At 69.9% G+C, this 6,184-nt stretch carries 5 protein-coding genes; 3 read left to right on the top strand and 2 right to left on the bottom strand.

Annotated features, from left to right (window positions below):
* Positions 1–110: 110 nt before the first annotated feature.
* On the bottom strand, positions 111–833 hold the full coding sequence (locus WBN91_RS30505; RefSeq protein ID WP_337724276.1) for a GntR family transcriptional regulator: 723 nt from the start codon (positions 831–833) through the stop codon (positions 111–113).
* 175 nt (positions 834–1,008) lie between these two features.
* Here WBN91_RS30505 and WBN91_RS30500 point away from each other — a divergent pair, with 175 nt between their 5' ends.
* The 3 genes from WBN91_RS30500 (at position 1,009) to WBN91_RS30490 (ending at position 4,847) form a co-directional block, all read left to right on the top strand.
* Positions 1,009–2,289: an ROK family protein gene (locus WBN91_RS30500; protein WP_337724275.1), complete on the top strand. Its 1,281-nt coding sequence runs from the start codon at positions 1,009–1,011 to the stop codon at positions 2,287–2,289.
* A gap of 57 nt (positions 2,290–2,346) precedes the next feature.
* Positions 2,347–3,297 carry a non-homologous end-joining DNA ligase gene (ligD, locus tag WBN91_RS30495; RefSeq protein WP_337724274.1) on the top strand — a complete coding sequence of 317 codons (951 nt, stop codon included), beginning with the start codon at positions 2,347–2,349 and terminating at the stop codon, positions 3,295–3,297.
* A gap of 248 nt (positions 3,298–3,545) precedes the next feature.
* The gene (locus WBN91_RS30490; protein WP_337724273.1) at positions 3,546–4,847 is read left to right on the top strand and encodes a M28 family metallopeptidase; all 1,302 of its coding nucleotides are present in this window, start codon (positions 3,546–3,548) and stop codon (positions 4,845–4,847) included.
* 59 nt (positions 4,848–4,906) lie between these two features.
* On the opposite strand, the gene WBN91_RS30485 is transcribed toward WBN91_RS30490, so the two are convergent.
* Positions 4,907–6,184: a sulfate adenylyltransferase subunit 1 gene (locus tag WBN91_RS30485; RefSeq protein WP_337724272.1), complete on the bottom strand. Its 1,278-nt coding sequence runs from the start codon at positions 6,182–6,184 to the stop codon at positions 4,907–4,909.

Here is a 6,184-nt window from a genome sequence, read left to right as displayed (position 1 = left end):
TTGGCTCCGCCGGGCCATGCGGTGGGGGAACCGACGCCCTTCACCCCCCATCGGTGGTTCGCCCGCCGGCAGGCGCTTTTCAGCTTTTCAGCTTTTAAGCTCTTGAACCTTCACCCCGTGATCGGGATCGTGAACTTCGGCGCAGCTCCCCCAGTGCTAGACACACTCGTGGTCGCCTCCACCGGCGTCCCCGACGAGCCATGCGTGATCCGATGCACGACCAACACCGGCTCATCCCCGGCAATCCCCAACGTGTCCGCCTCCGACCGCGTAGGCAGCCGCGCATCCAACTGCACGGTAGCCACGATCGGGTCCAACCCAGCCGTACGCAGCAACGGAGTCAAATCCGGCTGCGGAGTATCAACCCGGTCCGAGATGTCGTGACCGGTCAACTCTTCGATGGTCGTAGCGACACTACGCGGCAGCCACTGCTGGTCGATGCTGGTCACCCGCGTCCCCGTGTGGTGGTGACGCACCCGGTGCACCACAAGACTCCCGGTGTCCAGCCCGAACCGCTGAGCCACCTCGGGCCCCGCCGCAGTCCAGCCGCTGAGCACGACCTTCGGGTAGGTGGCGCCATCGGGCAGCATCCGAGGCACCTGCTTCTGCGGCGGGATCGTCGTCCCGCACACCAGCGTCCCCAACCCCTGCTTGGACGTCGCCACACCCTGCGCGATGAGCACCGCCACGGCCGCACGCGCGGTACCCCGGGCGACGCCGAAGCGGTCCATCAGCTCGTGCAGCGTGGGCAGGACGCTGCCCACGGGGTACTCGCCACGGTCGATCGCCCCGATCAGGTGATCGGCGATCCGCCGGTACTTCACGTCTTCCACCGTGGCCTCCCCAAACCTGTAGGGACGTGAACAGCGCGCACTTACTAACGAACCGTTCGATACTCTGCTATGGTCTGGACCACCTGTCAAGGGTTCGGCCCTGCTAGCGTGCGCGGCACCGCCGCCCGCGGCACCGCGCCACCGGCGGCTCAGCAAGGGGAAAGCGAGGGCAGGCGTGTCATCCGGATCAGCGGCCACCGGCCCCCACGTGCTGCGGCGGATCAACGCCACCGCCGTGCTCAACGCTCTCCGCTCGAGCACCAACAACGCCGGCAACAACGCCAGCAACAACGCCGGCAACAACGCCGGCAACAACGCAGGCAACAACGCCACCGACAGCCACACCGCCACCGTCTCCGACCTCGTCGTCGCCACCGGCCTCTCCCGCCCCGCCGTAACCCGAGCCCTCACCGCCCTGGCCGAGGCAGGCATAGCCGAGTTCTCCGGCACCACCGAGCACCACATCGGCCGCCCAGCCCAACGCGCCCGCTTCCGAGCCGAACTAGGACACGTGGCCGGCATCGACATCGGCCCGCACAAGGTCGTAGTCCTGGTCGCCGACCTGGCCGGCACGGTCCTGGCCCAGCACCAGGCCGTCACCCCCGCCGGCCACACCGGCGACAGCGTGGTCCGCCTGCTCCGCGACGCGCTCACCGACGTCACCACCGACGCCGGCATCACCCCCACCGACCTGTGGTCGGTCGCCGTCGGCACCCCGGGCATCGTCGACCACGACCGCGGCGAGGTCGTGCTCGCGCCCAGCATCCCCGGCTGGTCGAGCCTGCCCGTCATCGCCGAGCTGCGGGACTGGCTGGGCTGCCCGGTCGCCATCGAGAACGACGTCAACCTCGCCGTCGTCGCCGAGCGGTGGCGTGGCGACGACGGTGACAACCTGCTGTTCGTGCAGTGGGGCGAACGCATCGGCACCGGCATGGTCATCGACGACAAGCCCTACCGCGGCGCGTCCTCGGCCGCCGGCGAACTCGGGTTCATCGACCTCGTCACCGACCTCGACGACGAACCCAAACCCCCCACCGACGGACTCGGCGCTTTCGAGCGGCTCGTCGGCGCCGGCGAGATCCTCCGACTGGGCATGGCCCGCTGCGACCAACCCCTGCGCGACCGCCTCGCGACCACCGGCGACATCGCCGTCCTGTTCGACGCCGCCACCGCGGGCGACCCGGCCGCCGTGTCCGTTGTGGACACCATCGCCACCCGGTTCGCACGCGGGTTGGCCGTGCAGCTGCTCATCATGGACCCGCGGTGCGTGATCGTCGGCGGTGGCGTGTCGAGGGCCGGTGACGTGCTGTTCGACGCCGTCCGCAAGCGCTTGAGCCGACTACTGCTAGTACCCGCCGACTTGCGCGTCTCCGCCCTCGGCGTGAACAACGTGGCCTTGGGCGCGGTCCGGATGGCCCTCGACGCCGTCGAGGAACGGTTGACCGCACTGCTCTGACGGCCGGCCGGGCTCCTGCGGTTGACCGCGCCGCGCTCGCGGTGGAGGGTGATCCGCGTGGGAGCTGCCGAAGAACGCGACGGCGTCGCGCTGACCAACCTCGACCAGCCGCTGTTCGCCGACGCCGGCGCCACCAAGCGCAACCTGGTCGACTACCTCGACGCCGTGCGCGACCGCATCCTGCCGGGCCTGGCCGGTCGCCCCCTCTCCGTCGTGCGGGTGCTGCGCGGCCAGGACCCGTTCATGCAGAAGAACCTGCCCAAGTACACACCGGACTGGGTGAACGCCGTCGAGGTGTGGGCGGAGGCGTCTCGCCGCAAAGTCCGCTACGCGCTGTGCGACGACCGCAAGACCCTCCTCTGGTTCGCCAACCAACGAGCGATCGAGTACCACGTCCCCCTGCACCGCGCCGACGACCGCGAGCACCCCCACCACCTGGTCCTCGACCTCGACCCGCCCGAGGGCGAGGACTTCGGGCACGTCGTCGCCGCGGCCAGGCTGGTGCAACGCGCCCTCGCCGACTCCGGCCTGTCCGGGGCCGTGAAGACCAGCGGCGCCAAGGGCCTGCACGTCTTCGTCCCCATCTCCGCCTCCGACGACGACGCGGCAGCCGCCACCCGAGCCCTCGCCGCCCGCGCCGAACGCCTCGACCCGGACCTCGCCACCACCGCCTACATCCGCGAGGAACGCGGCGGCAAGGTCTTCCTCGACTCGACCCGCGCCTACGGGGCCACCGTCGTGGCGGCCTACAGCCCCCGCATCCGCCCCGGCACCCCTGTCTCGTTCCCCGTGCCCTGGGACGACCTCGACGACGTCCACCCCCGCGACTTCACCGTCCACACCGCGCCGGCACTGCTCGACTCCCGCGACCCGTGGGCCGCGCAACTCCCCGCACCCCAACAGCTCCCGGCCGACCTGGTCGAGGAGGGCCACACCATCCCGGTAGCCCGAGTCGTCGCGATGCACGAGGGAAAGCGCCGCAAACGGGCCGCCCAACAGGACGGGTGATCCACCCTCCCCATCCCGCTCGACACCCCGCCGCAGGTCAACCGCACCTCCGCAGGTCAACCGCACCGCGGCGGTACCGCACCTCCGCGGCACTGCATCGATCCATTGATTCCAATCCACACTGAAGCAATGGAATAAATAGAAAAGCCGCATTTCCCCCGAATGTGCCACGACGAACGTCGCTACCGCCGGCGCTCCCCCAGCCCCCAGGCTCGACGTGGCTTTCCCTACACCCTGCGGAGGCAGCCATGTCCCTGAAGCGGACGACCCCGCTCGCGAGCGCCCTGCTGCTCGCCGCGGCCCTGCTCAGCCCACCGGGTGCCGCCACGGCCCAGCCCACGACGCTGGCCGTGCCCGACATCTCGTTGGCCAACGTCCAGGCGCACCTCAGCAGCCTGCAAACGATCGCCAACAACAACGGCGGCAACCGGGCGCACGGCCGTCCCGGCTACAAGGCGTCGATCGACTTCGTCAAGGCGAAGCTGGACGCGGTCGGGTTCACCACCCAGGTCCAGCAGTTCACCTACAACTCGGCCACCGGCTACAACCTGATCGCCGACTGGCCGGGCGGCGACCCGAACGACGTCCTCATGCTCGGCGGCCACCTGGACAGCGTCGGCAGCGGCCCCGGCATCAACGACAACGGCTCGGGCTCGGCGGGCATCCTGGAGACCGCCCTGACCGTGGCCCGCGAGAACCTCCAGCCGCGCAAGCACCTGCGCTTCGGCTGGTGGGGCGCGGAGGAGCTGGGCCTGATCGGCTCGAAGTACTACGTCAACAACCTGCCGACCACCGAGAAGTCGAAGATCAAGGCGTACCTGAACTTCGACATGATCGGCTCCCCGAACGCGGGCTACATGGTCTACAGCGCGTCCAACCAGCCCTCCGGCTCGCTCGCGCTCCAGCAGACCCTGGAGGCGGCGTTCGTCGGCAAGGTGCCCACCGAGCTGACCTCGGTCGGCGGCCGGTCCGACCACGCGGCCTTCGCGCAGTCGGGCATCCCGATCGGCGGCCTGTTCACCGGAGCCGAGGTGACCATGACCTCGGCCCAGGCCCAGAAGTGGGGCGGCCAGGCCGGCGTGGCCTTCGACCGCTGCTACCACCGGTCCTGCGACACCACCAGCAACATCAACGCCACCGCCCTGGACCGCATGAGCGACGCCATCGCCTACGCCGTGTGGACCCTGGCCGGCACCGGCACCCCGCCCGGCCAGAAGTTCGAGAACACCACCCCGCTGACCCTGCCCGACCTGGCGACGGTCGAGTCCTCGATCACCGTGTCCGGGGTGTCCGGCAACGCCCCGTCGGCCCTGGTGGTGGGCGTGAACATCACCCACACCTACCGCGGTGACCTGGTGATCGACCTTGTCGCGCCGGACGGCACGGCGTACCGGGTGAAGACGTCGAGCAACGACAGCGGCGACAACATCAACACCACGTACACCGTCAACGCCTCGAGCGAGGTCGCCAACGGCACCTGGAAGCTGCGCGTCCAGGACGTGGCCGCCCAGGACGTGGGCACCCTGAACAGCTGGTACCTACAGTTCTGACGCAAAAGCCCCAGTTCTGACGCAGAAGCCCCGGGCCACCCGGCCCGGGGCTCCTCCCATCACCCGCGAGCGTCCTCCACCGGCAGCGGAGCCCCCACCAACCCGGCCGCGAGCGTCGACCCGTCACCCGGGTCGATCACCAGGAACGCCCCACCCCGCCGCACCGACCCGTAGTCGTCCAACGGCAGGGCTTGAGCGGTCCTGATCACCACCCGCCCGATCTCGTTGAGCCGCAAAACCCCTGGCGAGTCCACACTGGACAGCGCCTGCTCGTCGAACCGCGCGTGCAACGTGCCGACCACCGCCTGCACCGTCCGGGTCCCGTGCTTGACCAGCACCCGGTCCCCCGGCGTCAACGGCTTCTCCGCCAACCAGCACACCGTCGCCTCGAACTCGTCGGTCACCACCGGCCGCCCACCGCCGACAACAAGATCGCCACGCCCGATGTCCAGGTCATCGGCCAACAACAACGTGACCGACTGACCCGCCGCCGCCTCCTCCAACGGACCGTCGAACGTGTCGATCTTCGCCACCGTGCTGCGCAACCCGCTGGGCAGCACCTCGACCTCGTCGCCCACCCGCACGGTCCCCGCCGCCACCTGCCCGGCATACCCGCGGTAGTCCAGGTACTCGGCCGTGCGCGGCCTGATCACGTACTGCACGGGGAACCGGAAGGGCGCGTCGTGCGGGTCGGGCTCGACGGGCACGGTCTCCAGGTGCTCCAAGAACGTGGGTCCGGAGTACCACGGCGTCCGCTCGGACCGCTCCACCACGTTGTCGCCCACCAGCGCCGACACCGGGATCTCCAGCACCGCGCCCTCCGGGTAGCCCAACGCCGTGGCGTGCGCGGTGAACTCCTTGGCGATGCGGGTGAACGTGACCTCGTCGTAGTCGACCAGGTCGATCTTGTTCACCGCCAGCACCAGCCGAGGCACGCCCAGCAGCGCCAGCACGGCCGCGTGCCGGCGGGTCTGCTCGACCACGCCCTTGCGCGCGTCGACGAGAAGAACACCCAGTTGGGCGGTCGACGCGCCGGTCACCGTGTTCCGCGTGTACTGCACGTGTCCTGGGGTGTCGGCCAGGACGAACGAGCGCTTCGGGGTGGCGAAGTAACGGTAGGCCACGTCGATGGTGATGCCCTGCTCCCGCTCGGAACGCAGGCCGTCGACCAACAAGGACAGGTCCGGAGTGGTCAGACCCCGGTCGGCGCTGGCCCGATGCACGGCGTCCAGCGTGTCCGCCAGCACGGACTTGGTGTCGTAGAGCAGCCTGCCGACCAGCGTGGACTTACCGTCGTCCACGCTGCCCGCGGTGGCCAGCCTCAACAGGTCGCTCAT

This window comes from Saccharothrix sp. CCNWYY140 (assembly GCF_037401995.1).
Lineage (GTDB): Bacteria > Actinomycetota > Actinomycetes > Mycobacteriales > Pseudonocardiaceae > Actinosynnema.
This window is presented reverse-complemented; position numbering and strand designations above follow the sequence as displayed.

What these genes read in the sequence shown, in the direction of transcription:
- WBN91_RS30485 (WP_337724272.1), bottom strand. Translation starts at nt 6,184, where the DNA reads ATGAGCGACCTGTTGAGGCTGGCCACCGCGGGCAGCGTGGACGACGGT.
- WBN91_RS30490 (WP_337724273.1), top strand. Translation starts at nt 3,546, where the DNA reads ATGTCCCTGAAGCGGACGACCCCGCTCGCGAGCGCCCTGCTGCTCGCC.